Annotated in this window: 25 protein-coding genes; 14 read left to right on the forward strand and 11 right to left on the reverse strand. The window is 64.3% G+C overall.

Annotated elements, in window-relative coordinates; translation table 11 throughout:
- Nucleotides 1-14: 14 nt before the first annotated feature.
- On the reverse strand, nucleotides 15-182 hold the full coding sequence (locus P2869_RS18875) for a hypothetical protein (RefSeq protein ID WP_233411657.1): 168 nt from the start codon (nucleotides 180-182) through the stop codon (nucleotides 15-17).
- Here P2869_RS18875 and P2869_RS18880 point away from each other — a divergent pair.
- The 4 genes from P2869_RS18880 to P2869_RS18895 all read left to right on the forward strand — a co-directional run bounded on the left by P2869_RS18880 (nucleotide 181) and on the right by P2869_RS18895 (nucleotide 6,150).
- Nucleotides 181-2,298, forward strand: coding sequence for a TonB-dependent siderophore receptor (locus P2869_RS18880; protein ID WP_277599162.1), 2,118 nt, complete (start codon nucleotides 181-183; stop codon nucleotides 2,296-2,298). The genes P2869_RS18875 and P2869_RS18880 overlap by 2 nt on opposite strands.
- A 23-nt stretch (nucleotides 2,299-2,321) precedes the next feature.
- Nucleotides 2,322-3,290, forward strand: coding sequence for an ABC transporter substrate-binding protein (locus P2869_RS18885; RefSeq protein WP_277599163.1), 969 nt, complete (start codon nucleotides 2,322-2,324; stop codon nucleotides 3,288-3,290).
- Nucleotides 3,287-5,281, forward strand: a complete 1,995-nt coding sequence (gene fhuB / locus P2869_RS18890) for a Fe(3+)-hydroxamate ABC transporter permease FhuB (RefSeq protein WP_277599164.1) — start codon at nucleotides 3,287-3,289, stop codon at nucleotides 5,279-5,281. Before P2869_RS18885 ends, fhuB begins: the two co-directional genes overlap by 4 nt.
- A gap of 77 nt (nucleotides 5,282-5,358) precedes the next feature.
- Nucleotides 5,359-6,150: a 4'-phosphopantetheinyl transferase superfamily protein gene (locus P2869_RS18895; protein WP_277599165.1), complete on the forward strand. Its 792-nt coding sequence runs from the start codon at nucleotides 5,359-5,361 to the stop codon at nucleotides 6,148-6,150.
- A 58-nt stretch (nucleotides 6,151-6,208) separates the two neighbouring features.
- On the opposite strand, the gene P2869_RS18900 is transcribed toward P2869_RS18895, so the two are convergent.
- Nucleotides 6,209-7,165: a LysR family transcriptional regulator gene (locus tag P2869_RS18900; RefSeq protein WP_277599892.1), complete on the reverse strand. Its 957-nt coding sequence runs from the start codon at nucleotides 7,163-7,165 to the stop codon at nucleotides 6,209-6,211.
- A gap of 216 nt (nucleotides 7,166-7,381) precedes the next feature.
- Here P2869_RS18900 and P2869_RS18905 point away from each other — a divergent pair, with 216 nt between their 5' ends.
- The 3 genes from P2869_RS18905 to P2869_RS18915 are packed head-to-tail and all read left to right on the forward strand — an operon-like array spanning nucleotide 7,382 to nucleotide 11,037.
- Nucleotides 7,382-8,692: an MFS transporter gene (locus P2869_RS18905; RefSeq protein WP_277599166.1), complete on the forward strand. Its 1,311-nt coding sequence runs from the start codon at nucleotides 7,382-7,384 to the stop codon at nucleotides 8,690-8,692.
- Nucleotides 8,693-8,722: 30 nt separating this feature from the next.
- Nucleotides 8,723-9,988, forward strand: coding sequence for a Zn-dependent hydrolase (locus tag P2869_RS18910; RefSeq protein ID WP_277599893.1), 1,266 nt, complete (start codon nucleotides 8,723-8,725; stop codon nucleotides 9,986-9,988).
- Between the two features lie 23 nt (nucleotides 9,989-10,011).
- Complete coding sequence (locus P2869_RS18915) at nucleotides 10,012-11,037, forward strand: histone deacetylase family protein (protein WP_277599167.1); 1,026 nt, start codon at nucleotides 10,012-10,014, stop codon at nucleotides 11,035-11,037.
- 105 nt (nucleotides 11,038-11,142) lie between these two features.
- Here the strand turns inward: P2869_RS18915 and gcvA are convergent, their stop codons facing one another.
- The gene (gene gcvA, locus P2869_RS18920) at nucleotides 11,143-12,072 is read right to left on the reverse strand and encodes a transcriptional regulator GcvA (RefSeq protein WP_277599168.1); all 930 of its coding nucleotides are present in this window, start codon (nucleotides 12,070-12,072) and stop codon (nucleotides 11,143-11,145) included.
- A gap of 131 nt (nucleotides 12,073-12,203) precedes the next feature.
- Between gcvA and P2869_RS18925 the strand changes: the two genes are divergently transcribed.
- Entirely contained in the window at nucleotides 12,204-12,908 is a 705-nt protein-coding gene (locus P2869_RS18925; protein WP_277599169.1) for an SDR family oxidoreductase, read from the forward strand.
- Between the two features lie 350 nt (nucleotides 12,909-13,258).
- Here the strand turns inward: P2869_RS18925 and P2869_RS18930 are convergent, their stop codons facing one another.
- Entirely contained in the window at nucleotides 13,259-14,266 is a 1,008-nt protein-coding gene (locus tag P2869_RS18930) for an AraC family transcriptional regulator (RefSeq protein ID WP_277599170.1), read from the reverse strand.
- Between the two features lie 104 nt (nucleotides 14,267-14,370).
- Here P2869_RS18930 and P2869_RS18935 point away from each other — a divergent pair, with 104 nt between their 5' ends.
- From P2869_RS18935 to P2869_RS18955, 5 genes are all read left to right on the forward strand, one after another.
- A complete protein-coding gene (locus P2869_RS18935; RefSeq protein WP_277599171.1) occupies nucleotides 14,371-15,408 on the forward strand; it encodes an aldehyde reductase in 1,038 nt (345 codons plus the stop codon).
- A 207-nt stretch (nucleotides 15,409-15,615) separates the two neighbouring features.
- Nucleotides 15,616-16,185 carry a YdeI/OmpD-associated family protein gene (locus P2869_RS18940; RefSeq protein ID WP_277599172.1) on the forward strand — a complete coding sequence of 190 codons (570 nt, stop codon included), beginning with the start codon at nucleotides 15,616-15,618 and terminating at the stop codon, nucleotides 16,183-16,185.
- A 13-nt stretch (nucleotides 16,186-16,198) separates the two neighbouring features.
- Entirely contained in the window at nucleotides 16,199-16,393 is a 195-nt protein-coding gene (locus P2869_RS18945; protein ID WP_277599173.1) for a hypothetical protein, read from the forward strand.
- Between the two features lie 91 nt (nucleotides 16,394-16,484).
- Complete coding sequence (locus P2869_RS18950; protein ID WP_277599174.1) at nucleotides 16,485-17,879, forward strand: selenium-binding family protein; 1,395 nt, start codon at nucleotides 16,485-16,487, stop codon at nucleotides 17,877-17,879.
- 26 nt (nucleotides 17,880-17,905) lie between these two features.
- Nucleotides 17,906-18,538: a hypothetical protein gene (locus P2869_RS18955; protein WP_017773389.1), complete on the forward strand. Its 633-nt coding sequence runs from the start codon at nucleotides 17,906-17,908 to the stop codon at nucleotides 18,536-18,538.
- Nucleotides 18,539-18,682: 144 nt separating this feature from the next.
- Here P2869_RS18955 and P2869_RS18960 read toward each other — a convergent pair whose 3' ends face one another.
- From P2869_RS18960 to P2869_RS18985, 6 genes are read right to left on the reverse strand one after another with little or no spacing between them, the layout of a single operon-like run.
- Nucleotides 18,683-19,813 carry an ABC transporter permease gene (locus P2869_RS18960; RefSeq protein ID WP_277599175.1) on the reverse strand — a complete coding sequence of 377 codons (1,131 nt, stop codon included), beginning with the start codon at nucleotides 19,811-19,813 and terminating at the stop codon, nucleotides 18,683-18,685.
- Nucleotides 19,814-19,827: 14 nt separating this feature from the next.
- Entirely contained in the window at nucleotides 19,828-20,964 is a 1,137-nt protein-coding gene (locus P2869_RS18965) for an ABC transporter permease (protein WP_199542074.1), read from the reverse strand.
- The gene (locus P2869_RS18970) at nucleotides 20,961-21,956 is read right to left on the reverse strand and encodes an ABC transporter ATP-binding protein (protein ID WP_277599176.1); all 996 of its coding nucleotides are present in this window, start codon (nucleotides 21,954-21,956) and stop codon (nucleotides 20,961-20,963) included. Before P2869_RS18970 ends, P2869_RS18965 begins: the two co-directional genes overlap by 4 nt.
- Nucleotides 21,953-22,891, reverse strand: coding sequence for an ABC transporter ATP-binding protein (locus P2869_RS18975; protein ID WP_277599177.1), 939 nt, complete (start codon nucleotides 22,889-22,891; stop codon nucleotides 21,953-21,955). The genes P2869_RS18970 and P2869_RS18975 overlap by 4 nt, the downstream gene beginning before the upstream one ends.
- Nucleotides 22,888-23,892 (reverse strand): efflux RND transporter periplasmic adaptor subunit, encoded by a 1,005-nt coding sequence (locus P2869_RS18980; protein WP_277599178.1) that lies wholly within the window; start codon nucleotides 23,890-23,892, stop codon nucleotides 22,888-22,890. The genes P2869_RS18975 and P2869_RS18980 overlap by 4 nt, the downstream gene beginning before the upstream one ends.
- Nucleotides 23,893-23,936: 44 nt before the next feature.
- On the reverse strand, nucleotides 23,937-24,806 hold the full coding sequence (locus tag P2869_RS18985) for a LysR substrate-binding domain-containing protein (protein ID WP_277599179.1): 870 nt from the start codon (nucleotides 24,804-24,806) through the stop codon (nucleotides 23,937-23,939).
- A 91-nt stretch (nucleotides 24,807-24,897) separates the two neighbouring features.
- Here P2869_RS18985 and P2869_RS18990 point away from each other — a divergent pair, with 91 nt between their 5' ends.
- A complete protein-coding gene (locus P2869_RS18990) occupies nucleotides 24,898-25,815 on the forward strand; it encodes a DMT family transporter (RefSeq protein WP_176048873.1) in 918 nt (305 codons plus the stop codon).
- 82 nt (nucleotides 25,816-25,897) lie between these two features.
- On the opposite strand, the gene P2869_RS18995 is transcribed toward P2869_RS18990, so the two are convergent.
- Nucleotides 25,898-26,659: a GntR family transcriptional regulator gene (locus P2869_RS18995; protein WP_199542080.1), complete on the reverse strand. Its 762-nt coding sequence runs from the start codon at nucleotides 26,657-26,659 to the stop codon at nucleotides 25,898-25,900.
- Nucleotides 26,660-26,662 lie beyond the last annotated feature (3 nt).

A 26,662-nucleotide genomic window follows, 5' to 3' on the forward strand; every position in this document is an offset into this window, starting at 1 on the left:
ATTTGCGTTTACATTCATGGCGAATTTTGAGAATATTTCGCGACATCAAGATCGGCATCGAACGGGGTAAAGCGAGCAATGAGAACGGGAAGACACAAGAAAATTTCACGGATATCGGCCGCACGCGGGCAGCATCGCGGATTGCGCCTGCGGCCTTTGTGTGCCGCCTTGACGTCGGCCATGCTGGCCGTCAGCGCACACGCAGTGGGTGAGGAGAGCGCACCCGCCGCACCCGCCGCAGCATCGGACGCGCAGGTGTTGCCGGTGGTCAACGTTCGCGGGCAGTCGGCTCAGGCGCCGGACGGCCCGGGTGTGGGCTATGTCGCCACGCGCTCGAAGACCGGTACCAAGACAGACTCTGCGCTGCTCACGAACCCGCAGAGCATCTCCGTCATCACGCGCCAGCAGATGGACGACCAGGGCGCGCAGACGGTGGACCAGGCATTGCGCTACACCGCGGGCGTCTACACGCAGGACGGCACCGACGTCCGCTTCGACCAGCTGTACGGCCGCGGCTTCACGCTGGACTCGTATCTCGACGGACTTCATCTCTATCAATCGCCGCGCTTTGCAACGCCGCGTATCGATCCATATTTCATCGAGCGCATGGAGGTGCTCCACGGTCCCGCCTCGGTGCTTTACGGACAGGGTAGCCCCGGCGGCCTCGTGAGCTACGTGAGCAAGCTGCCGACCGAAACGCCTTATCACGAAGTGATGATGCAGATCGGCAACCACAACAATTACCAGCTCGGTTTCGACTTCAGCGGTCCGGTGGACAAGGACGGCACCGTCCTTTACCGGATCACTGGCCTTGGCCGCACCGCGGAAACGCAGGTGAGCGACATCAAGGACCAGCGCGTTGCGATCCAGCCTTCGGTGACGATCCGGCCTGACCGCAACACGACCCTCACGCTGCAGGGCAGCTTCCAGCGAGACCCGAACGGTGGCCTGTTCAATCCCGTGCCGGCGGGTGCCACGCTGTTCAGTAATCCAAATGGTCATCTTGGGCCGGACCAGTATTTCGGCGACCCGAACCGGGACGGCATGCACCGCACGCAGTACTGGTTCGGCTACCAGTTCGAGCACGCGTTCAACGACACGTTCAGCGTGTCGCAAAACGTTCGCTACCTGCACATCGACGACCACTACTATCAGACGTCGGTCACCAGTGCCCTCGCGGCGAACAAGCGCACCGTCTCGATGTGGGCGAACGTCGATAACGAGCACTACTCGCAATTCGAAGTCGACACCCACGCTCAGGCGAAATTTGCGACGGGCAGCGTTGCGCACACGGTGCTCTTCGGCGTGGACTACCAGCGCTCGATGCTCGGCGACACGGAAGGCAACGGCGTGGTGGGCACGGTGGACCTCTACAACCCGAATTTCTCGTCGCTACCCACGCAGCAGGCGAATACGCGGCTTGATTACTCGCTGAGCCAGGTGGGTGTCTATGCACAGGACGAGGCGCGCTGGCGCAAGTGGGTGCTGACCTTTGGCGTGCGCGAAGACTGGGCGGGCGGCAATCAGCAAACCACGTCGTTGACCACCGGCAGTGCCACCACCTACCACGTGAACAACCATGCCTTCACGTGGCGCGCGGGCCTGGCCTATGAGTTCGATAGCGGTATCGCGCCGTACGTCAGCTATGCAAAGTCGTTCCAGCCGGTGCTCGGTGCCACGTATGCCGGCGCGCCGTTTGCGCCGACCACGGGCAAGCAGGTGGAAGCGGGCGTGCGCTACCAGCCGCGCGGCTTCGACGGCTACTTCTCGGTGGCTGCGTTCAATCTCACGCAGAACAATGTCTCTGTCGTCGATCCTTCGCACGCGGGCTTCGTTATCCAGACCGGCCAGATCCGCTCCCGCGGCATCGAGGTCGAGGCGCATGCGAACGTCACCGAGGAACTCAAGCTCATTGCGTCGTACGCGTTCGTCAATCAGATCGTGACCGAGAGCACGCGCTCGACGGGCAACTATGGCAAGCGCCCCACCATCGCGCCGCGCAACACGGCTTCGCTCTGGGCGGACTACACGTTCCACCACGGGCCGCTGCGCAACTTCGGCGTGGGTTCCGGCGTGCGCTACATGAGCAGTTCGGCGGGCGATGCCGCCAACACGTTCACTGTGCCGGGCCGCGTGCTCGTCGATGTCGGCGCGCATTACGACATTCAGAACTGGCGTCTCGCGCTCAATGTGTCGAACGTCTTCAATCGCGAGTACATCTCGTACTGCACGTCGTCGGCGGTGTGCTACTGGGGCGCGACGCGCACGGTGCTCGGCACGGCGCGGTATCAGTGGTGAGAATCGTTCGGAATCCTATGCCGATGCCGGGTAACGATTCAGACGCGAAGCGCGCTGCCTGTGTCGTGGCCGATGCCGGTTTTCGTCATGGAAGGCGAAGTGCACTCTCGCGGCTGGCAGCGGCGACTGCGGCGTTTGCCTCGCCGGCAGGCTTCGCGTGGGCTCAGGCAGCGGTTGCCACTAGCACGGCGTCCACGCCGCGGATCGTCGTGCTCGACTGGCCACTGACCGAGATCGTGTTGTCGATCGGCGTGGTGCCCGTCGGCGTTTCGCGGCCGCCGTGGTACCGCATGCTCGATGGCGATCCGCCGTTGCCGGCATCGGTTGTCGATACGGGGCTGCTCTATCAGCCGAACTTCGAAGTGATTGGCGCGCTGAAGCCCGACCTGATCGTGGTGACGCCGTGGCATGCGCCGCTCATGAGCCTGCTGCAACGAATCGCGCCCACCCAGGTGGTGCCGCTTTTCGGACCCGGCATCGAGGTCTATCCGGCTGTGTGCATGGCGACACGCGAACTGGCGCAACGGCTGGACCGCACTGCCGCGGCCGATGCACTGTTCGCACGCGCCGACGCGGCGCTGAAAAACGCATCGCAACGACTGGCACACTTTCGCGCGACGCGGCGGCCTGTCTATCTGCTGCATCCCATCGACGATCGCCACCTATCTGTGTTCGGCAAAAACAGCCTGTTCGGCGGCGTGATGGCGCAACTTGGCATCGGCAACGCGTGGCGCGGCCCGACCGACGCTCAAGGGACGACGCAAGCGGATCTTGCCGCACTCGCGCACGACAGGGATGCGCAAGCGGTCGTCATCGGCGTGCCGCCCGGCGCGGCGATGCAGCTGCAAAAGAGTCCCGTGTGGCGCGCGCTGCCCTTCGTTCAACAGGATCGTGCGCAGTCGATTGCATCGTTGCCGGCACTCGGCGGGTTGACGACGTCCATGCGTTTTGCGAGCGCCCTTGCGCAGGCGCTTGAGGGAGTGGGGACTTGAATCGCCTTACGAACGCCACACACGCCGACAGTACGCCGCGCGCGTGGTATCTCGCCACGTTTCTGATTCTCGCGACGGTTGCGCTAGGAGCCCGCACGCTCGCGACGCAATTGCCCGTCGCGCAATGGCCCGGGATCGTATCAATAAGCGCCGATGCGTCATTGCCGCAGATCGTGGCGCACTACGCCTGGCTGCCGCGTCTAGTCGTTTCGTTGATGGCGGGTGCCGCCTTGTCCCTCGCGGGCGTCGTCTTCCAGCAGGTCTTGCGTAACCCACTCGCGGAGCCGTTGACCCTCGGCGTCTCCGCAGGGGCGTATTTCGCGTTGACGGTGGCATCCATCGTGGTGCCGTCACTCGCGCTGGATGGGCGCTTCTCCATTGCGTTCGCGGGCTCCGCGCTCGCCATGCTCGCGACGATGGCGCTCACGTGGCGCAAGGGTTTCGCCGCAGTTTCCGTCGTGCTGGCCGGCATGATCGTGAATCTCTATTGCGGCGCGCTTTCCGTATTGCTCACGATTGTCTACGAGCGTTCGCTCACGTCCGTGTTCATCTGGGGCGGCGGCTCGCTCGTGCAAGGCGGATGGGCAACCGCAACCTGGCTCGCACCGCGTGTCGTCCTGTGCGCGGTCGGCGCCGCGCTGCTCGTGCGGCCGCTCACGCTCTTTTCGCTCGACGATCGCGGCGCGCGGCAACTGGGCCTTTCCGTTGCGTGGGCACGCTTCGCGGCGCTCGGTATCGCCGTGTTGCTGAGCGCGTTTGTCACCAGCGCGGTGGGCGTCATCGGTTTCATTGGACTGGGTGGCCCGGCACTCGCGCGTGCAATGGGCGCGCGCCGGCCTCAGGAGCAGATGCTGTGGGCGCCGCTCGCCGGCGCGATGTTGCTTACGCTTGCTGACCAGGCGGTGCAAAGTCTGCCGGGCATGATGGGCGAGATGCTTCCGACCGGCGCGGTGACGGGGCTGCTCGGCGGGCCGCTTCTGCTCTGGATGCTGTACCGCATGCGCGTGCAAGGCCCGCAGCCTGCGTTGTCAGACGGCGAGCCCGCACGCGGCTCCGCGCGTCGGGCTTCGCTACTGTTGGGCGCGCTGCTCGTCATCGCCATCGTGGTCTCGCTGCGTTTTTCGATGTCAGTGCACGGCTGGGCGTGGACCGGTGCACGGCAATGGGCGGACGTCGAATTCTGGCGGATGCCGCGGCTCGTCGCTTCGCTCGGTGCCGGCGTGATGGTCGCGCTCGCGGGCACGTTGCTGCAACGCGTAACCGGCAATCCGATGGCAAGCCCCGATTTGCTGGGCGTAAGCGGAGGCGCGATGCTCGGCATGCTCGCCGCCGCGATCCTGGTGGGACCGTCTACGCCGGCATTGCTGACGGGGGCATCGGCGGGCGCGTTGACGAGTCTTGTCGCGCTCGTTGCCATCGGGCGACGTAGCGGCTTCGCGCCCGAGCATCTGCTGCTCGCGGGCATTGCAATCAGTGCGTTGTCCCAATCGGTCGTGGTGCTGGCAACAGCCAGCGGCGGTGCTTACGCGAGTGTGCTGCGCGCCATGCTTTACGGCTCCACTTACGCGATGCTTCCCGCGACCGCTATCGCTGTGGCGACCGCTGCCGTGGCGGGCGCAGCCATAACCTCGATCAGCGTGCGATGGCTCGACATCCTGCCTCTTGGCAGTGCCGTTTCGGACGCGCTCGGCATTCGCACGCGACACGTGCGACTGTGGCTGCTTGCGGTGGCGGCTGCGCTGACGGCAGGCGCGACAGTGGTGATCGGGCCGATGTCGTTCGTCGGCTTGATGGCGCCGCACCTTGCGCGGCTGATGGGATTCTCACGGGCGCATTCGCAGATGCTCGTGGCAGGGTTGGTTGGCGCGCTGCTGATGGTGCTCTCCGACTGGCTGGGCCGCAACGTCGTGTTTCCGCAGCAGATGCCGGCCGGCATTATCGCAACGCTTATTGGCGGTCCGTACCTGATGTGGCTGTTGCGGCGCAATTGACTCGACGCTGACCAGGCGGTCTCGCCGGTTGCATAGTACGACGCCAGTCAGAAATGGCGAGACTCACGGGAGTTGGCATGACCGGGCGAGACGTATCGAAGGTGCCGCGTGCAAGCCACTCCGTGACGGTGCTGCACGCCACGGCGGCAGCGTTATGGCACGACGCTCGCCATGCCTGTGACGACGCACTGGCGCGCGGCTTCACCTTCGTGCTCGTCCTGAACGGGGCCGAGGCTTTCGGCGATGACAGCCTGCTGATGGACGAAGATCGCCAGCGGTCAGCGCGCTTCCATCAGCCTTCGGATCGCCACAACTTCGTGCTGGGGCGCACGATGGTTCATCACCTGGTGCGCTCCCGTGGTGCCTCTACACCCTACGCGTTCCGTCTCGGCCCCTATGGGAAGCCGTTCTTGCCTAACGCCCCGGCCTTCAGTCTTTCGCACTCCGGCCGATGGATCGCGTGTGCCGTAAGCCGGCACGATCCTGTGGGCATCGATCTCGAAACGTTTACGGGCCTAGGCGATTACCGGGGCTTGTTGCCTGCGGTGGCCCATCCGGCCGAACGACGATGCATCGGCGAGGCGATGCCGCATGAGCGGCTGCCTTTGTTCCAACGCTGCTGGACTCGCAAGGAAGCGATTCTGAAAGCCACCGGCGTGGGGCTTACGGATGATCTGCAACGTATCGACGTGCGCCTGGATCAGGACGCACCGCTGATCAGCGACCCGGCGCCATTACGTGTGATCGATCTGCCCTTGAATGACGGGCAGGTCACGGCCGCGCTGGCGCAAGCGCCATGGGTTCAGGCGACCGTGGTGGTGAGGGTGGGCAGGGTGAACAGGGTGAGCGATGCCAGCGTGCCGGACTGAGCGACGGGAACAATGCGAGCGTATCGCTCGCCGGAATTGGCCTCGATACGTTCTTGCGTCACTTCCCCAGCCGCTCGACGAGGGAATACTGGTGCATGCAGCGCTCCATGCTGTCGAGAAACGCCTGGTCCGCCGCGTTCATTCTGCGTTCGCGATGCCATAGCAGGAATACGTCGACGTCGATGAGGCCTTCGTCGGGCGGCAATTTCCACAGCCGCTGCTGGGCGAGATCGTCGCGCACGATATGTTCGGGCAGGCAGCCAATGCCATAGCCGGCGAAAACGAGCCGCCGGACTTCATCCAGACTCGGCGACGACGCGACGATTCGCCCGGTGAAGCCTTTCTGGTCGCGAAACACCGTCAATGGCGAAAGACTGTCGCCAATCTGGTCGCTCGTGAACGACACGAAGTTTTCTGCGAGCAGATCTTCCATCGCCAGCTGCGATTTGCCGAACAGCCGATGATGCCGGCCGCAGAACATCGCATAGCGCTGTCTCAGGAAGCACTGCATGCCGAGCTTTTCGTGCGGCGTACGACACAGCGCTAACCCCGCAGTCGCCGTTTTCTGCAGCAGGGACGAGATGATGTCCGACGAACGCATCACTTCGATCTGCAGATCGATGCGTGGATAGGCGCGGTGAAAGTCTGCGAGAAATTCGTCGTAGACCGGCGATTCGATGCGGCTGATCGTGAGCAGGCGGATCGTGCCGGAGATGTCGCCTGTGCGCTCGTCGAGATCGGTTTCGAGCCGCGAGATGTTGCCGTAAATGTCGCTGGCAATCTGATAAACGGCTTCGCCGGCCTCGGTTGGTGCGAAATACGGGCCGCGCCGTTCAATCAGCTTGCGCTCCAGTGTTTCCTCGAGGCGACGCAGCGCCTGGCTCACGGCCGGCTGGGTCACGTGCAGCCGTGCCGCAGCGCGGCTCAGGCTGCGCTCCTGCATGATGACGAGGTACGTGCGCAGCAGGTTCCAGTCGAGCCGGTCGTTCAGAAAATTCGCGAGGTCCGCGCGCACCGTCATGCCTTTCGCGGCAGCCCGCCGCAGCCAGATCGAGTTAAGTATTAGCTAGATTTATGCGCGAAATAATAACTCGAAATTTGACTAATATTTTCTGGCTACCGATAAATGGCTCATGCGCGGGAAATAGGCCGGGCAAACCGCCCAGGCACTCACAACAACACGCACGCCGCCGGTCGCCACCATCACGCCGAACGTGCTTCAGGAGCCAGCATGACGCCATCCAGTTCTTCACTCCGCCAGCCCGGGCGCGCCGCCTTGGCAGCGTTCATCGGCACGATGATCGAGTGGTACGACTTCTATATCTACGCGACCGCGGCGGCGCTCGTGTTCGGCGAGTTGTACTTTCCCTCGGGCGACCGCTTCGTCAGCACGATGGCGTCGTTCGCGACCTTCGCGGTCGGCTTCTTCGCGCGGCCGCTGGGCGGCATCGTATTCGGCCACCTTGGCGACCGCATTGGTCGCAAGAACGCGCTGATGATCACGTTGATGATGATGGGCGCCGCAACGGTTTGCGTCGGGCTGTTGCCGTCGTATGGAAGTGTGGGCGCGCTGGCGCCCGTACTGCTCGTGGCGCTGCGTATCGTGCAGGGCATCGCCGTAGGCGGTGAATGGGGCGGCGCGGTATTGATGGCGGGCGAGCATGCCCCGCCGGGCAAGCGCACGTTCTTTGCCTCGTTCGCGCAACTCGGCAGCCCAGCGGGCCTGATCCTGTCGCTCGTGGCGTTCCGCGCCGTGTCGTCGATGGACAAGGCCGACTTTCTCGCGTGGGGCTGGCGTCTGCCGTTTCTCGCGAGTGCGGTGCTGCTGGTCGTCGGTATCGTCATTCGGCTCGGCGTGAACGAGTCGCCGGAATTCGCGCGCGTGAAGGAAGCGAACCGCACGGTGAAACTGCCGGTGGCCGAGGTTTTCCGCTCGGCATGGGGCCTCGTGCTGCTGTGCATGGGCGCGAATACGCTGGGCATTGCGGGCGTCTATTTCACCAATACGTTCATGATTGCGTACACCACGCAATACGTGGGCGTGACGCGCTCGCTGATTCTCGACTGTCTGTTTGCGGTCGCGGTCATCCAGTTCCTGTGGCAGCCGGTGGCCGCGTGGCTCGGCGAGCGTATGGGCGGCGTGCGCTTTCTCAAACTGATGGCGCTGCTCGCCATGATTTCGCCGTACCCCATGTTCGTGCTCGTGCAAGGCGGCACGCGGTTGCCGATGGTGTTCGGCATCGCCATTGCGACGGTGTGCATGTCGGGCTTCTATTCGGTGATCGCAGGCTTTGTCAGCGGCATATTCCCCACCCGTGTGCGCTATTCGGGCATTTCGCTCGCGTATCAGGTATGCGGCGCGATGGCAGGCGGTCTGACGCCGCTTGTCGGCACGTGGCTCGCGCATCGTTATGTCGGCCAATGGTGGCCGCTCGCGGTGTTCTATACGTGTCTCGCGGGCGTTTCGCTGATCTGCATCGTCGCGCTCGACGCACGGCGCGCAACGCACAGCGACGCAGCGGAAGCGCTCGGCGTGAACTGAAAGCATCAACCGGAATTCGACGCAATGACGATGAAACCTCTGTTGAAGGTCGATGGCGCGCGGCTGTGGCAAAGCCTCATGGACATGGCACAGATCGGCGCGACGCCGGGCGGCGGCGTGCGACGGCTCGCGCTGAGCGAAGAAGACCGGCTCGGCCGGGCCCTGTTCGCGCAGTGGTGCCGCGAAGCGAATCTGACGGTCAGTGTCGATGAAGTGGGCAATCTGTTTGCCCGGCGTGACGGCACGAATCCGCACGCAGCGCCGGTACTGGTGGGCAGCCATCTCGACACGCAGCCGCATGGCGGCCGCTTCGATGGTGTCTATGGTGTGCTGGCTGCGCTGGAATTGGTGCGTGTTCTGAACGATGCCGGCGTCGTCACGGAAAAGCCGATCGAGATCGTATCGTGGACCAACGAAGAAGGCGCGCGCTTCACGCCCGCAATGCTGGGCTCGGCGGTGTTTACCGGCGCCATGCCGCTTGCGGATGCGCTCGCCAGACGCGACGCACACAACGTCAGTCTTGCGGACGCTTTGATTGCGACCGGTTATCGCGGCACGCGAGCGACCGGCACGCCGGTGGATGCGTATTTCGAGGCGCATATTGAACAGGGCCCGGTGCTTGAAGCAAATGGCACGCAGATCGGCGTCGTCACAGGCGGCCAGGCGATCCGCTGGCTCGACGTCACGGTGACCGGCATGGCGGCGCACGCGGGCACCACGCCCATGCCGTACCGCAAGGATGCGCTGTTTGCCGCCGCCCAGATCGCGCTCGAACTGGAGCGCATCGTGGCGGGCTATGCGCCGCGCGGACTTGCCACGATTGGCGAGATCGGCATTCCGGATGCGTCGCGCAACACGATTGCGGGACAGGTGTCGTTCACCGTCGATCTGCGCCATCACGACGACGGCGAAGTGGACGCGATGAGCGAAGCGTTGCGCGATACGTGCGCGCACATTGCCGCGCAGCGCGGTGTACAGGTCGCTGTAGACACGTACTGGCGCAGCGTTGCTACGCCGTTCGACGGCTCGTGCGTCGCGCTCGTGCAGGACGCCGTGAACGCGCTCGGCTATACCAGCGAGCGCATCGTGAGTGGCGCGGGGCATGACGCGATTCTGCTGGCGAGCCATTGTCCGACCGCGATGGTCTTCATTCCATGCGTTGGTGGCCTGTCGCACAACGAAGCGGAAGACGCGCTGCCGGACGACGTCACGCGTGGCGCGAATGTGCTGCTCAATGCGGTGCTTGCGCGCGCCGGCACCACATCTGCCTCTACCTCCACCGTGGATTCACACTGAACCATCGCAGAAAAGGTGTTCCGATGAAGACGTACTTTCACCCTGCACAGTTGCTGCACCATCCGCGCAGTTACCTGTCGCGCGGCCAGATGCGCGCCCCGCAGGAAGTGCCTGAGCGCGTGGCGCGTCTGGTTGCCGCCGCGCGCTCGCTGGGCTTCGACGTGCGTGAACCCGCCGACCGCGGCGTCGCGCCGCTCGCCGCGGTGCACGACATGAACTACCTGCGGTTCCTTGAGGAAGCGCATCGCGACTGGAAGAAAATGCCCGACGACTGGGGCGATGAAGTGATGTCGAATGTCTACGTGCGCGAGCCCAATCCGCTGCGCGGCGTGCTCGCGCAAGCGGCGCGCTATCTGGCCGACGGCAGTTGTCCCATTGGCGAGAACACGTGGCGGGCCGCCTATTGGTCCGCACAAAGCGCGCTGGCCGCCGCGGCGGACATCAATGAAGGTGCGCACGAAAGCTGGGCGCTGTGCCGGCCGCCCGGCCATCATGCGCGGCGCGATGCAGCGGGCGGGTTCTGCTATCTGAACAACGCGGCCATCGCGGCACAGGCGCTGCGCAGCCGCTTCGAGCGCGTCGCGATTCTCGATACCGACATGCATCATGGCCAGGGCGTGCAGGAAATTTTCTACGGGCGTGCCGACGTGCTCTACGTATCCATTCACGGCGACCCGACCAATTTCTATCCGGTCGTAGCGGGATATGAAGAAGAGACTGGCGCCGACGCAGGACAAGGCTTCAATGTGAACCTGCCGATGCCGCATGGTTCGTCCGAAGCCGTCTTTTTCGAGCGGGTGGACGCTGCGTTGCGTGTGCTGAACCGCTTTCAGCCCGATGTGCTGGTCCTTGCGCTCGGCTTCGACATCTATCGGGAAGATCCGCAATCGAAGGTGGCTGTCACGACCGAAGGGTTTGCGAGACTGGGCGAGACGGTCGGCGCGTTGCAACTGCCATCGGTGATCGTGCAGGAAGGCGGCTATCACATCGAGACGCTCGCGGCGAATGCCGAGGCTTTCTTTACCGGCTTTGGCAGCCGACGAGGATAAGGCGACGTGCTCCGTACGTGATGCGCCTGATGCTCGTGAACGAAGACGTGCTGCTGCGTCGATGCCGCGCGCTTCACGCATTCCGCCCGCGCAGTGAACAGTCGATCAGACGTGAAGCGAGTTGATGGCGCTGTGTTGCCCGTCCCTGTTTCGCTGCGCCAGGAGCCAATCCCGCATGGCTCGCTTTGCGCCCGAATCCGATAAACCTTCCGGATACACGACGTAGTAGCCGAGCGAAAGAGCGAGCGAAAAATCGAAAATCCGGCGCAACCTGCCTGCCGCAATGTCTCGCTCGACGAGGGGTTCGCTGGTCAATGCGATGCCCTGGCCGGCGGCGGCTGCATCGATGGCGAGTGCCGATTGATTGAAGCGTGGTCCCTTGGTGGGGTCGACTCGACTTCCCTGCTTCAGCGCAGCGATAAATTCCGGCCATAAGTCGTGTGCGTCGTGGAGCAGCACGTGCCTCGCCAAATCCGATGGTTTGGTCAGCGGCTTGGGACCGTCGAGCAGCGACGGACTGCCTACCGCGAAAATCTCGAGAGGAAACAGCAACTCGCCGACAAGCCCTTTGCCGAAAGGCGGTTTGCCGAGGCGAATGGCGATGTCGACGCCGTCGGCCTTGAACGTGCATAGCTTTTCGTCGGCGATGATGCGCACTTCGACTGTCGGATGGGATTCACTGAATTCGGACAGTCTGGGAATAAGCCATTTCGACGCGAAAGAGGGGGTCGTACTGATCGTGAGTGACGATGACCGGCGATTGAGCGCTTCCGTAGCGTCCTGGATGATGTTCAGCGCGCGTTGGACCGCGGAAAAATACGCAAGGCCTTCCGTTGTAAGCGCGAGCCCTCGCGGCAGCCGTTCGAAAAGCCGAAGCGACAAAACATTTTCGAGATGGCGAACCTGCTGCGCGACGGCCCCTTGGGTGACGCCGATTTCTTCGGCGGCCAGCCTGAAATTGAGATTGCGTGCCGCCGCCTCGAATGCGCGCAGGGCATTGAGCGGAGGCAAGGCGGGTGTCTTTCGCGTATCCATAGTGTAGAAAATCTACTGGCAGACGGGAGAAATCATCATTCGACACTGGCATTGTATCGTCCTATATTGCGGCGAAACGCAGCAAAAAGGCGCCTGCTTCCAGTGGTCGGCCCATCCATCCGGAGAACATCATGGCTGTAGAAAAAGTAGCGATCGTGACGGCAGCAGGCAAGGGCATGGGCGCGGCGATAGCAAGGGAACTTGCAGCCACCGGCTATAGGGTCGCGCTGATGTCGCCGTCGGGTAGCGCTGTCGAACTGGCAACGGAACTGGGCGGTTTCGGAATGTCGGGGTCGGTGACCGAGGTGGCCGATATTGACCGTCTGGTGCGCGAAACGCTCGAGAAGTATGGACGTATCGATGCGGTCGTGAACAACACGGGCCATCCGCCCAAGGGCGACCTGTTATCCATCGAAGACGAGCAGTGGCACGCCGGCCTCGATCTGATCGTGCTTAACGTGGCACGTGTGCTGCGCCGCGTGACCCCGGTCTTTCAGGCGCAAGGCGGCGGGGCGGTGGTCAATATTTCCAGCTTCGCGGCGGATGCGCCCGAGCAGGCGATGCCGGTATCGTCCGCGCTTCGTGCGGCACTCAGTTCGTTCACGCGCTTGTATGCGGATCGTTACGCGAAGGAGAACATTCGTATCAACTCCGTGCTGCCCGGTTTCATCGATAGCTGGCCGGAGACGCCCGAAATCGTTGCGCGAATCCCGGCCGGCCGTTTCGGCAAGACCGGGGAAATCGCAAAGACCGTCGCATTCCTGCTGTCTGAGGGCGCCGGCTACATCACCGGCCAGAACATCCGTGTGGATGGCGGGATCGTGCGCGCGCTGTAATTGTTGCGAGACGCCATGCTTTGTGTCGGTGCCGCGCCTGTCGCGCCCGGCCTCGCATGCGCATCGTCATTGATGCCCTCTGTACTCGATGACAGGACCGCCAGAACGTCGTCTCGCGGTCGTCCCATTTCAAGCGGTGCCTGATTCCGGCGACTACGACGTTCTGCGTGCTGCTGGTGAACGGCGCATACAGGTACAGGTCGGCAACGGCATGGGGTCCGGATTTCCGTTGGAACGTGTCGAAGATATAGATGTCGGTGCGTTTCGACAGGCTGTAGTGGATGCTGAATTGGACGCAGCGGCGCAGGCGCGTGACCTTGCGCCAGCCGGTTCAACACATGGGGCGTGGTTCAGGCTTCTTCCTCGCGAGCGCCGCGGGTCCCGCTTTCAGCGGTGCGGGAAGCGGCAGCCCGCGCGAGATGGCGGTACGCCTTCGGCGAATGGCCGGTCATGCGCTTGAAGGCGTTGCTGAAGGCACTTTCGGACGAGTAACCGAGCGACTGCGCAACCACGGCCACCGGCGTGTTCTCGTCGCGCAGCGTGCGTTCGGCAAGGCGCATGCGCCACTGCGCGAGATAGGTCAGCGGCGCGACACCCGCGCTCGTCCTGAAGTGGAAAGCGAACGTGGTGCGGGACATCGCGCATGCGCTTGCCAGCTCATCGAGATGCCACGAGCGCGCAGGGTCGTCGTGCATCAAGCGGAGCGCGGGCGCGATGCGTGGGTTGCCCAACGCGCGCAGCCACCCCGACATGGGCGCAGATGTTTTCAGGTGGGCGCGCAGAATCTGGATGAAGAGCAGTTGCGAGAGTTGCGCCGAGACGAGCGCTGCGCCAGGCAGGTCGCCCGCACGTTCCTCCACGAGCTGGTCGAGAAGCCACCGGAAGGAGGTGGCCTGCGGTGAAGCCGCCGGCACGTGAATCCACGGCGGCAGGACGTCCGACAGCAACTGCCCGCTTGCCGGGTCAAGCAGAACATGGCCGCCGATGTAGGCGAAGTCGCTGCCGTCGCCCAGCATGGCGGTCGATCTTCCCGCACCGGAAAACACGCTCATCGCGTCGATGGGCGCGATGCCCGGGTCACTGGCGAGCACGAAAGCGCGCTTCGCCGTCAGCAGGCCGACGTCCCCGGTTCCGAAGCGAATGGGCTCCGTCTCGCCGTCGATGCAAACCCAGCAGGCACCCTTCACCACGGCGAAGAACTTGATCTTTTCCGGTACCGGAAAACGGATGGCCCAGGTGCCGCCGGCCGTGAAGCCACCTGTCACCAGCGATTCGGCGTTCGTGAATTTGAGGATGTCGGAGAAGGGATCGGCACTCATGATCGTACTGTCGCGCAAGCAAGTCGGACTATAGAGCATTAACAGTGCGGAGGTTGCGCCTTAATCTTCCGGTTCTTCGTCCCGGGACATTCAAGGCAATGCCATCAAACGCCTGCCGGCGGACGGCCATCATGGAAATCCACATGACCAGCAAAAGCAACGACACAGGGGTTCTCGTCACGGGAGGAACCGGATTCATTGCGCAGCACTGCATTCTGGCGCTGCTGAACGAGGGTTATCGCGTGCGGACCACGGTTCGTTCGCTGATGCGCGAAGCCGAGGTACGCGAAAACCTCGGCAGAGGCGGGGCCGAACCTGGCGATCGCCTGTCATTCGTCGCTGCCGATCTGTGTTCGGACGAAGGCTGGACAGAGGCTGCAGCCGGCTGTGCCTACGTGATACACGGGGCGTCACCGACACCCACCGGCACTCAGGCAAGCGAAGAGGACTGGATCCGGCCCGCGGTCGATGGCAATTTGCGGGTGCTGCGCGCCGCGCGCGATGCTGGTGCCCGGCGCGTGGTGCTGACCTCCGCTTTCGGGGCGATTTGTGCGGGACATGGACCCATGACGCGGCCTTTCAATGAGACCGACTGGAGCGACCTGACGAGCACGAATGTCTGGCCCTATCAGAAGTCGAAGACGCTGTCGGAACGCGCGGCCTGGGACTTCATCGCCCGGGAAGGGCGGGGTCTGGAGTTGTCTGCCATTAACCCCGTCACGGTGCTCGGACCTGTGCTTGGCGCCGACTATTCGCACTCCATCCGGTTGATCAAGAACATGCTGGACGGCCAGCCGGGAAACCCGAAAATCAATTCGGGTTTTGTCGATGTGCGGGACGTTGCGGATCTGCATCTGCGAGCCATGACTCATGAAGCCGCCCGCGGCGAGCGCTTTCTTGCCATTGCCGGCGAAAGCATGTGGCTCGCGGACGTGGCTAAAGTGCTGAAAGCGCGCGTGGGGCCGGCTGCCGGCAAGGTATCCACACGGGTGCTGCCTAACTGGCTGGTGCGCCTTGGCGCACTTAGGGATCCAGCGTTGAGAGGGTCGCTGCCGCTGCTGGGCTTGAATCTGAATGCCACTAGCGAAAAGGCCATGCGCTTGCTGGGCTGGTCGCCCCGCCCGCGGGAAGAGGCCATTGTTGCCACGGCTGAAAGCCTCATGCGGCTCTCAGGCAGCTAAGCGCGAAGCTTGAGAGGTCGACTGCGACTGAACGATTGCTTTCATTCCGAATGTCGTCGGCATTCGCGTGCCTGAGCGAATCATTCCGATGGATATGCGCTGACGGCTCGATGACCCGGGTATTCCCAAATCTGCGCAAATCGGTAATCTGCGAGGTTTCGGTGAACGAAAAGCCTCGCTGCCTGAATGCAACCATTTGGATCTTCCATGACTGAGCCTCGGCTGACATTCCTCGATCAGAATGAATGGGAAAACTGGTTGACGCAAAACGGCAGCACCTCGACCGGGATATGGCTGCGCCTCGCCAAAAAGGGCGCCGGGCAGCCTGCCTTGACTTACGAACAGGCGCTGGAGAGTGCGCTTTGTCATGGCTGGATCGACGGTCAGAAACGGGCGGAAAGCGAAGAATACTGGCTGCAACGCTTCACCCGGCGCTCCGCGAAAAGCATCTGGTCTCGGCTCAACAGAGACCGGGCCGAAGCGCTGATCGCCGCAGGCCGAATGCTTCCCTCGGGCATGCGGGAAATCGGAAAGGCCAAAGAGGATGGCCGCTGGGAGGCCGCCTATACGTCAGCCAGCAACTCGGTCGTACCGGACGACCTGCAGGCCGCGCTGGATGCCAATCCCAAGGCCAGCGCGTTCTTTGCGACGCTGAATAGCCGAAACCGCTACGCCATTCTGTTCCGGATACAAAACGCCAAAAAGCCGGCAACACGGGCGCGCAAGATCGCGGAGTTCATCGGCATGCTGAATCGCGGCGAAACCATTCATCCCTAGACCACGAAGTTCGATGGTCGACATTGCACCAGGCTTCGGCGTAGGTGTGAAGTTGAATTCGGCGGATTTCCAGCGTGGTGGTGTCGAGCCGCAGGGCGCAGTGATGGTGGTGCGTTGGTTGAATGCAGGAACACGAACCGCGGGCCAGCATGAAATGGAGGGGCGATGTCACGCCTGTACTCGCACCGCGCACTTCCACCTTCGCTGATATGCATTTCGCTGCGCGGAATAAGGGGCGAGTCCATGGCATTGCGCCGCATGCGGGTGCATCATGAGGGCTCACTGAGGAGGGGGCAGACATGGCAACCTGGAAGCCGGACCCGACGTTCTATCCATCCGCCCGCATGGCAGGCGACGCTCCAAAGGAAACACTCGCGTACGTCGCAAGTTTCGATCCCGCGCGTACCGTACCCGACACGCTCGACGTGGTCGATCTCGACCCCGGCTCGGCACAGTTCGCACAGATCGTGCATAGACTGCCCATGCCCAACGTCGGCGACGAACTCCATCACTTCGGCTGGAACGCCTGCAGTTCGTGTCTGTGCCCCAACGCGCCACATCCGCATTCGGAGCGGCGTTATCTCGTCGTGCCGGGGCTGCGTTCGTCGCGCATTCATATCGTCGATACGAAGCCCGATCCGCGGCGGCCCCAAATCGTGCGCGTGCATGAACCCGACACCGTTGCGCAACGGGCGGGCTACACGCGGCCGCACACCGTGCATTGCGGCCCAGAGGGCATCTATGTCACCGCGCTCGCGAATGCGAACGGGGACGCACCGGGCGGCATCTTCCTGATGGACCACGAGAGCTTCGACATCCTGGGCCAGTGGGAAATCGATCGTGGACCGCAACAGCTTGCCTATGACGGCTGGTGGCACCTTGGCTACGACACGCTCGTGTCGAGCGAATGGGGTCTGCCGGCGAGCTTCGAAAACGGTCTTGTTCCCGAGGTGCTGCTCGGCGGCCAGTACGGCCACCGCCTGCATTTCTGGGATCTGCATACGCGGCAGCACAAGCAGGTGCTCGATTTCGGCGCGGAAAACCAGCTTGTGTTCGAACTGCGGCCCGCGCACAACCCCACGCGGCCCTATGGCTTCGTGAACTCCGTCATCAGTTTGAAAGACCTCTCTGCGTCGATCTGGCAGTGGTATCTGGACGGCGATCGCTGGGCGGCGCGCAAGATCATCGAGATTCCCGCCGAGCCGGCCGACCCTGAATGGCTTCCGCCCATGCTCAAGAGTTTTGCGGCCGTGCCGCCCCTCGTCACGGATATCGCCCTTTCGCTCGACGACCGCTTCCTGTATGTCGCCTGCTGGGGCACCGGCGACCTGCGCCAGTACGATGTGTCCGATCCCGAAAATGCGCGCCTCACGGGTAGCGTGCGTGTCGGTGGCATTGTTTCGCGCGCGGCGCATCCGCGTGCGCGGGACCGTGCGCTCAACGGCGGCCCGCAGATGATCGAAGTGAGCCGCGACGGCCGTCGCGTGTACTTCACGAATTCGCTCTACGGCGCGATCGACGAGCAGTTCTATCCCGACGGCATCGACGGCTGGATGGTCAAGCTCGACGCGGCAGCCGAAGGCGGCATCGCGTTCGACGAGCGCTTCCTGCTCGAGTGGCCGAAGTCGCACCGGCCGCACCAGATCCGGCTGGAGGGCGGTGACTGTTCGTCCGATTCGTACTGCTACCCCTGAACCGCTGTGAACGTGCCGGGTGCGCGATGAGCGGCCTGTTCGACGCGAACTGGACCATCTGGGCTGCCGTGATCGGCAGCGGGGTCTTTCATGGCGTGAATCCCGCGATGGGGTGGCTCTTCGCGACGGCGCTGGGGCTGCAGCGCGGCAGTCGTCGTGCGTTGCTCATGGCGCTGCCGCCCATCGCACTGGGCCATGCAGCCTCGATCCTGCTGTTCACGAGTTCGGCGGCCGTGCTCGATGCGTGGCTGCCGCTTTCCCGCCTGCACTGGATGCTCGGTGCCGTGCTGATCGGCTGGGCGGCGTGGCAGCAGGTGTATGGCCACCGGCATCGCGTGCGCGTCGGCATGACGGCTGGTTTCGTCGGGCTCGTGGCGTGGTCGGCGCTGATGGCGACACTGCACGGCGCGGGGCTCATGTTGATGCCGGCGTTGCTGCCGACATGCGGTGCGCTTCATGGCGTGCTCGATCCGCTCGAAGTTTCGCTGCAGTTTACGGTGCTTCATACGCTCGCGACGCTTGGCGCGACCGCGCTTATCGCGCTTGCCGCCTACGAGTATCTGGGGCTCGAGCTATTGCGTCGTGGCTGGATCAACTTCGACTGGCTCTGGCGTGGTGCGCTCGTGGCGGCCGGTACGTTCGTGATCGCGGCAGGCTGAAGCCGCTCGCGGACGAAGTGCTGACGCCTCGGCAAAAACCTGACCCGCGTTCATGCCAGTGCCCGGGTCCGCGCGTGCGTTGTGTTCGATTGTTCACGGCAACGGCGAAGGGCAAGGGCGAAGGGCCACGCGCCAAGGGCGAATTCAATCGAGCGATTTACTGAAACGCAGCACGCTGAACGTCAGCATTACGACGCCGAGTGCGGCCATGGCCGCGAACTGCGGCCAGAGCACGCCCATTCCCGCGCCTTTGAGGAACACGGCGCGCAGCACGACGAGGAAATAACGCAGCGGATTGAGAAACGTCAGCCATTGAAGCACCGGCGGCATGGCCGAGATCGGAAACGCGAATCCCGAGAGGATGAACAGCGGATTGACGAAAAAGAAGTTCAACGCGAACGCTTGCTGCTGCGTGCGCGAGAACGTCGACATGAGCAGCCCCATGCCGAGCACGGCAAACAGAAACAGCACGACACCTACCAGCATGACGAGCCAGCTGCCCACGAAGGGCACGTCGAACCAGGTAATGCCGAGCGTAGTCACGATCGCCACGTCGGCGAGCCCGATCAGGAACGCCGGCACCGTCTTGCCGAGAATGAATTCGACGGGCCGGATGGGGCTCACCATGATCTGCTCGAGCGTGCCCACCTCGCGTTCGCGTACGACCGCAAATGCGGTCAAGGTCATGACCTGCAGCAGCGTGAGCGTGGCAACCACGCCGGGAATGAAGAACCAGCGGTCCTCCAGCCCTTCGTTGAACCAGGGGCGTGCGACGAGCGCGACGGAAACCGATGGCTGTGCCGCGCCCGCGGACGTCGGCCAGGCCGCGCGCTGTGAGTCGGCTTGAAACGCGGCCACGATCTGGCTGGCGTAGCCAAGGGCAATGAGCGCGGTGTTCGAGTTCGTCCCGTCTACGAGGATTTGCAGCGGCGCGCGTTGCCCATCCAGCAGATGCTGCCCGAAGCCCGCCTGCATGACGAGTGCGAGATCGGCGCGGCCGCTGTCGAGGTCGTGCGTGATGTCCTTCTGCGTGTGGGCGACGTCGACAATGTCGAAGCGGCCTGTGGCGACGAAGCGGGAAGTGAGGTCGCGGCTCGCCTCGCTACCGTCGAGATCGAGCACGGCCGTCGCGACGTGGTTGACCGTAAACGTTGCCGCATAGCCGTAGACGATCACCTGCACGATCAGCGGCACAACGATCCGGAAGAGCGCCCAGCGGTCGCGCTTCAGTTCCAGGAACTCCTTGACGAGCATCGCGGTGATGCGTTCGAACATGGTGTCGCCCCGCTTCAGTCCAGATGCTTGCGAAACGCGCGCACGCTGAACCAGCCGATCACGAAGGCATACAACGTGAGCGCCGCGAGCGGCGCGGCGAGTTCGGCCAGCGTGCTGCCCTTCAGGAACACGGCGCGCAGAATCGCCACGTAGTAGCGCGCATAGACGATATAGGTCACGGCGCGAACCGGGGCCGGCATCTGCTCGATGGCGAACGTGTAGCCCGACAGCATCGTGGTGGGCAGCATCGTCAGCAGCAGCGCCACCTGACTTGCGCCAAGCTGGCTGCGAATGCGCACCGAGACCAGATAACCGATGCCGAGCACGACGAGCGTAAAGAGCGCGGTGGTGGTGGCGAGTGTGAGCAGACTGCCGCGAAACGGCACGTGAAACCAGAAGACGGCGCCCACGAGACAGAAGACCGCATCGACGAACCCGACGGCGAAGTACGGCATGAGCTTGCCCACCAGTACTTCGAGCGGCGTGACGGGCGTGGAGATGAGTTGCTCCATCGTGCCGCGTTCCCACTCGCGCGCAATGGTGAGCGAGGTGAGTTGCGCGCCCACCAGCGCGAGGATGACGGCCACCACGCCGGGAATGATGAAGTTGCGGCTGTCGAGCCCCTCGTTGTACCAAACGCGCGATTCGAGATCGACCGTGCCGACCGTCGACGTTCGCAGCCCGTGGTCCGACGCCCAGCGCGCAGCAAAGGCCGTCGTGATCTGCGCCACCACACCCTGTGCGTAACCCGTGGCGATGTTGGTCGTGTTGGTGTCCGTCGCATCGAACACGGTTTGCACGGGCGCGACGCCCGTTGTGGTCAGCGTGCGCGTGAAGTCCACGGGAATCGTCACGGCGCCGCTGCATTGGCCGCGATCGATCGCCTCGCGCACGGCGCGCTCGCTGTCGAGCGTATGAACCGCCGAGAACCAGCCGGACGACACGAAACGTTCAACGAGCTCGCGGCTCGTCTGCGTGCGCGCTTCGTCGTGCACGCAAAGCGGCACGTGGCGGATGTCGAGACTCACGCCGTAGCCGAGCAGCAGCATCTGCATGAACGGCATCAAGAGCGCAATGGCGAGGCTGCGCGGATCGCGCCATATCTGCAGCGTCTCCTTGAAGGCGATGGCGAAGAGGCGGCGCGGCCTCATGACGCCTCCTGCTGCGCGGGGCGTTCCACGAGCCGCACGAATACGTCTTCGAGGCTCGGCCGGATCGCGCGCGGCGCCGATGCGGCGATGCCGGCCGCCGCCAGCCGCGCCGGCAGGCCGGCGGCGAGGGCCGCAGCCGGTGCGCCGGGCGTGTCGCAGACGAGCACGTGCAGCTTGTCGCCGAAGATCGCCGCGTCGAGCACGCCGGGCGTCGCGCGCAGTGTCTGCACGGCTTCGCCCAGCGAAGCGGCGGCCAGCTCGAAGAGCGTGCCGCCGAGCGCCTTTTCCCGCAACGCGCCCGGGCTGCCCACCGTCGCGAGCCGCCCCGCGTCGATGAGGGCGATGCGATTGCAGTATTCGGCCTCGTCCATGTAGTGCGTGGATACGAGCACAGCGACCCCGTCCGCCGCAAACCGGTGGATGAGATTCCAGAACTGCCGGCGAGCCTGCGGTTCGACACCCGAAGTCGGTTCGTCGAGGAAAAGCACCGGCGGCCGGTGAAGGATCGCGCAACCGAGCGCGAGCCGCTGGCGCCAGCCGCCTGCGAGCGTGCGCACGAGCATGTCTTCGCGGCCCACGATGCCGGCCATCTCGATCGCAAAGCGCAGGCGCTCGTCGAGCACCGCCCGCGGCACGCGATAGATGCCGGCGAAGAAGCGCAGATTTTCGCGACAGGTCAGGTCGGCGTAGAGCGAGAACTTCTGCGACATGTAGCCGATGTGGGCGCGCACGGATTCGGGGTCGCGGCCCACGTCGAAGCCCGCCACCCAGGCGTTGCCGCCGCTCGGGGTCAGCAGGCCGCAGAGCATGCGGATCGTCGTTGACTTGCCGGCGCCGTTCGGGCCAATGAATCCGACTACTTCGCCTTTCGCGATCGAAAGATCGAGGGCGTCCACGGCGGTGAACTTGCCGAAGCGTTTCGTGAGCCCGCGCGCAAGCACGATGGGCGGTGCGGCGCCCGCGGGTGCGGCCTCGGCCTCGGGCGCCGTCATGCCGTGTCTCCCACGAGCGCGACGAACACGTCTTCTATGCCGGGCTCGACCGCTTCGACCGGCGCGTGCGAAAGTCCGCACGCGGCAAGCCGCGCTTCGAGTTCCGGCGCGCGCCGTGCGCCGTCATCCACGCGCACGTGAATCCGGTCGCCCATCAGCAGCACGCCCAGCACGCCTGGCGCGCCCTCGATCTGCGCCTCCAGCGCACGCGGATCGTCGCCCGCAATGGAAAGCAGCGCGCCGGCCATGGTCTGCTTCAGGCGTTCGGGCGTATCGCAACGGCGCACCTCCCCGGCATGGAGCAACGCGAGCCGCGAGCAGCGCTGGGCTTCGTCCATGTAGGCGGTGGACATCACGATCGTCACGCCTTCCTCGCGCAGCCGGTAGAGGATGGCCCAGAAGTCGCGTCGCGAGACCGGGTCCACGCCTGTCGTGGGCTCGTCGAGCAGCACGACGGCCGGACGGTGCACGAGGGCGCAGATCAGCCCGAGTTTCTGCTTCATGCCGCCCGAAAGCTGACCCGCCAGCCGCCGCCTGAACGGGCCGAGACCGGCGGCGTGAAGCAGTTCGTCCACGCGCGGCCGGTATTCGGCGCGCGGCACCTCGAACAGTTCGCCGTAAAAGAAGATGTTCTCGTTGACCGTCAGGTCTTCGTAAAGCCCGAAACGCTGCGGCATGTAGCTCAGCACGGTCTTTGCGCGCTCGGGGTCGGCAGCGACGTCGATGCCTTCGACCACCACGCGGCCCGCGTCGGGACGCAGCACGCCAGCCAGCATGCGCATCAGCGTGGTCTTGCCGGCGCCGTCGGGACCGACGAGTCCGAAGACTTCGCCGCGCTCCACCTGCAACGAAACGCCTCGCACGGCTTCGTTCGCATCGAAGCGCCGCACCAGGTTTTCCACCACGATGGCGGGCGTGCCTGCCGGCGTGCTCATTGTCCGCTCGCGCGCGTGGGAATCGTCGCGTCGGCCGGCATGCCGGGCAGCAACTCGTGCGTCGGGTTGTCGATGTCGATGCGAATGCGGTAGACGAGCGTGACGCGTTGCGCGTGTGTTTCCACCGTCTTCGGCGTGAACTCGGCTTGCGGCGAGATGAAGCTGATGCGGCCGCGGTAGTCTCTCGCCGGGTAGGCGTCGGTACGGACGGTGACCGCCTCGCCCAACCGAATCTTGCCGATGTCGGGCTCGTTCACGTACGCGCGCAGCCACACGTGGTCGAGTTCATCGAGCGTGACGACGGCCACGCCGGGGCCCGCAAGCTGGCCCAGTTCGGCTTCGCGCACCGCGATGACGCCGTCGAACGGCGCGCGCAATTCCGTGTAGGCAAGCGTCGTTTCGTCGAGTTTGAGCCGTGCCTGCGCGGCCTCCACATTGGCGGCCGCAAGCGCGACGTTATTGCGCGCGGCGGCGACGAGCGCTTCGTCATGGGCGAGCGTGGCGGCCGACTGCCTGAACGCCGTCAGCGCCAGGTCGCGGGCCTGCTGCGACACCGCCGCGTGACTGGCGAGCGTCTCGGCGCGCTCGTAGTCGTGCTTCTTCTCGGCAAGGTCGAACCGGTCGCTCGACACGCTTTGCTGGGCGGCGTCGAGCGTGCTGCGGTTGGCGGCCACTTGTGCCGTCTGCACGTCGAGGTTGGCGCGATCGATCTCCACCTGGCGCCGGTAGAGATGATCGTCCAGGCGCGCAAGCACGGTGCCGCGAGGCACCCGTGCGCCCTCGTCGAACGGCAGGAAAACGATGGGCGCCTGCACCTGCGTGACGCTCAGAACGCTCTCGTGCGCCTCGATATTGCCCGACACCACGATTTGGGAAGGCGCGTTGCCGCGGCCGAACAACGTGGGCCAGCGCAGCAGCGCATAGCCGCCCGCCGCCAATGCGGCCGCGGCAAGTGCGAGGGCCAGCAGGCCCCACCGTCCGGTTCGTTGTTCGTTCGCCATGCCGCCAATGTACGGAGCGTCCGCTGGCGACCGTTTGATACGTATCAAGCCGAAGCCGACTGGCGTAGCGTCTTGACCAGCAAGCCGTGCAGCGTGTCCACGGCTTTCGAGCCGCGCGAATCGCGGCTTCGGTAGACGGCCACCTCCATCGGTTCGAGCGGCCCCAAACCCTCGTCGGGGCCAAGAATGCGCAGATGTTCGGGCGCGCTACATTGCGTCAGCGCCGCCACAGCCAACCCGCTTTCGACTGCCGCGATCTGCCCGGCAAGACTGGAACTGTTGTAGACCACCTTGTAGCGCCGCCCTTGCTGCGCCAGTGAATGGATCGCACTGCGTCGGGCGAGACTCTCGCTCTCGTAGACGGCGATGGGAATCGGATCGCGTCGCCACAACTCGAATTGCGCTGCGCCAACCCAGACCATCGGTTCGTGAAACAGGAGCGTGCCGCGCCGCGCGTGATCGCGCGACACCAGCGCGATGTCCAGTTCACCGTTCGCCACGCGTGGAATGAGCGATGTCGATTGCTCGCAGATCAGTTCGATTTCGACGCCGCTATGCCGCGGCGCGAACCGTTTGAGCACCGGCGTCAGGTATTTCGCGGCATAGTCGTCGGGCACGCCGAGCCGCACGCGGCCGGTAAGCTGCTCGCCTTTCAGCGCAATCTGGGCTTGTGCGTGCAGGTCCAGGATTCGGCGGGCGTAGCCGAGCAATGTCTGGCCGTCGTGAGTGAGTTCGAGCGAGCGTGGGCCGCGCTCGACGAGCCGCAGCCCCAGCGCGCTTTCAAGCTTCTTGAGCTGCATGCTCACCGCCGACTGTGACCGATGCACCTCGCCTGCCGCACTCGACAGCGATCCGGCATCGACCACGGCGACGAAGCATCTCAGCCAGTCTGTCTGTACGTCGCGCTGTTTCATGGTTTCCGCCGCTTTCGACTTTCGAATTTCGAATGGATAGGCTTCGAATTATGCGCTTTTCGTTCGAGTGAAGGAAATCCACACTGGGCGCATGAATACGAACCCGCACCTTCGCGACGCGCCCGCCGGCCTGGCCGCGGCCGGCCCTTCCACCGGCGTATGGCCGTTTGTTCTCGGTTGCGCGCTGCTCGGCACGATCGGCATCTTTGTGAAGGAAGCGCACGCCGATCCGCTGACGGCAACGTGGTTCCGCTGTGCGCTCGGCCTGATCGGTCTCACGCTCTGGGTGGCGTTGCGTCGCCAGACGCGATTCTTGCGACTGACGCGAACCACCGGCCCGTGGGTGCTCACCGCCGGCTCCCTGATGGTCTTGAGCTGGGCATTGTTCTTCACCGCCATCGCGCGAATGCCGACCGGGGTCGCCATCGTGCTCTTTCACGTTCAGCCGATGTGGGTGCTGGTGCTGGGTGCCCTGTGCCTGAAGGAATCGATCGGCAGGCGGCGCATTGGCGCGGTCTCGCTGGCGATGTCTGGCCTCGTGCTGGCGACGGGAATGGCCGAACGTCCGGCAGCGGGCGACGTTGGGCAAGGTTACTGGCTCGGTGTCGTGCTGTGCCTCGTCGGGGCGTTCTGCATGGCATGCGTCACGATCATCGCGAAGCGTCTGCGCAACCTGCCTGCGGGCATCCTCGCGTGGTGGCAGTGCGCGATCGGCACGCTGACAGTGTGGATCTGGCCGGCGCAGCACGGCTGGCCTGCGCTGGGCACGTCGTGGCTGTGGCTTGCCGGGCTCGGCACCATTCACACCGGTCTGGCCTACACGTTGATATACAGCGGCATGGCGCGCCTGAACACCAGCCGCATCGCGTTGTTCCAGTTCGTGTATCCGGCGGTCGCGATCCTGATAGACCGGCTATTTCTCGGTCAGCATTTGAGCTACCTGCAACTGACCGGCATCGCCGTCATGTCGATCGCAATCTGGTTTGCTGAACGTACGCCCCGACGGTAGCGGCAATGCGCTGTTTCACGCCGGGCTTCATGACGCAGGCAGGGTGCGTGAACGTGGCGCCTGCCTGCCTCTGTCTCTCTGTCTATTTCCCGGCATTTTTCAGTACATCGACTGCGGCGGCGCACGCGCCCTGCAGCTGTTCCCGCATCAGTTGCTGCACGTCTTTCGTGCGATTGACGATGGCATCGCGAATTCGCACGGCCTGTTCGAACGACGCGCGCATGCGTCCGCCTCGCGCCATCGCGATGCGGCGCAGTCGACGCACGGGCCCGATGAGCGACGCATGGCTCTGCTGCAACGTGCGGTTGTCGGCAATCGTCATGACGATTGTGTAAAAGCGGTCCAATGCATCGACATAGGCTGCCACGTCGTTCGCATCGACGCTTGTCCGCATCGCCTCGATCACATCATCCAGTTGCGCAGTACCGAGCGCAGTCATGCGCTCGGATGCGAGCTGCACCGCGAGACATTCGAGCGCGGCACGCACCGTATAAATCTCTTCCACGTCGCGCAGTGTGACTGACCGCACGTAGGCGCCCACCCGCGGCAGGATGGTCACCAGCCCTTCGCGCTCGAGTTGCGCGAACGCCTCACGCATGGGCGTGCGACTGACGTTCAGCTGTTTCGCGACCTGGACCTCGGATAAACGGCTGCCCGGCGCGAGCACGCCCTCCACGATCGCCTCGCGCAACGCGGGCACGACGACGCCGTCGCTCAACGAATCGCCCGTGGAGTCCAGCGTGCGCAGTTGCGCGTGATATCGCGTGGCGATCGATTCCAGGCTGGGCGCCTCGCGCGTTTGGGTCGTCGTGGCCTTTGAGGAAGCAGTTTTTGCGGCGGGCATTGA

It is taken from the genome of Paraburkholderia sp. SUR17, from assembly GCF_029536165.1.
Lineage (GTDB): Bacteria > Pseudomonadota > Gammaproteobacteria > Burkholderiales > Burkholderiaceae > Paraburkholderia > Paraburkholderia kururiensis.